A 1,205-nucleotide genomic window follows, 5' to 3' on the forward strand; every position below is an offset into this window, starting at 1 on the left:
CGTGGCAAAGGAAAAGTTTGAACGTAATAAACCGCACGTAAACGTAGGCACCATCGGTCACGTTGACCATGGTAAAACCACCCTGACCGCTGCGCTGACTCGCGTATGTGCGGAAGTGTGGGGCGGCTCTGCCGTTGCCTTCGACGGTATCGATAATGCTCCGGAAGAGCGTGAGCGTGGTATTACCATCGCCACCTCCCACGTAGAGTACGATTCCCCGACTCGTCACTACGCCCACGTAGACTGCCCCGGGCACGCTGATTATGTGAAAAACATGATCACCGGTGCGGCCCAGATGGACGGCGCGATCCTGGTATGTTCCGCTGCTGATGGCCCGATGCCTCAGACCCGTGAGCACATCCTGCTGTCCCGTCAGGTAGGCGTACCTTACATCGTTGTGTTCCTGAACAAAGCGGACATGGTTGACGATGAAGAGCTGCTCGAGCTGGTCGAGATGGAAATCCGTGAGCTGCTGAGCGACTACGATTTCCCGGGCGACGACACTCCGATCATCAAGGGTTCTGCCCTGAAGGCTCTGGAAGGCGACACCAGCGACATCGGCATGCCTGCCGTACAGAAGCTGGTAGAGACCCTGGACGAGTACATCCCGGAGCCGGAGCGTGCTGTAGATCAGCCGTTCCTGATGCCGATCGAAGACGTATTCTCCATCTCTGGTCGCGGTACTGTAGTAACCGGCCGTGTAGAGCGTGGCATCATCAAGGTGGGCGAGGAAATCGAGATCGTGGGTATCCACGACACCACCAAGACCACCTGTACCGGTGTTGAAATGTTCCGCAAGCTGCTGGACGAAGGCCGTGCTGGTGAGAACGTTGGTGTTCTGCTGCGTGGTACCAAGCGTGATGAAGTTGAGCGTGGTCAGGTCCTGGCCAAGCCGGGCTCCATCAAGCCGCACACCAAGTTCGTTGCTGAAGTCTACGTACTGAGCAAGGACGAAGGTGGTCGTCACACTCCGTTCTTCAACGGTTACCGTCCGCAGTTCTACTTCCGTACCACCGACGTAACCGGTGCTTGCACCCTGCCGGAAGGTACCGAGATGGTAATGCCGGGCGACAACGTTCAGATGGACGTTGAGCTGATCGCTCCGATCGCCATGGAAGACGGCCTGCGCTTCGCTATCCGCGAAGGTGGCCGTACCGTTGGCGCCGGCGTCGTAGCCAAGATCACCGAGTAATTCGTTACCCGGT

At 57.8% G+C, this 1,205-nt stretch carries 1 protein-coding gene; it reads left to right on the forward strand.

Annotation, left to right across the window (positions count from 1 at the left end):
• The first annotated feature begins 1 nt into the window (after position 1).
• Complete coding sequence (gene tuf / locus A15D_RS17065) at positions 2-1,192, forward strand: elongation factor Tu (protein ID WP_031226999.1); 1,191 nt, start codon at positions 2-4, stop codon at positions 1,190-1,192.
• Positions 1,193-1,205: the final 13 nt, after the last annotated feature.

The sequence above is a fragment of the Alcanivorax sp. MD8A genome, from assembly GCF_002888555.1.
Classification (GTDB): Bacteria; Pseudomonadota; Gammaproteobacteria; order Pseudomonadales; family Alcanivoracaceae; genus Alcanivorax.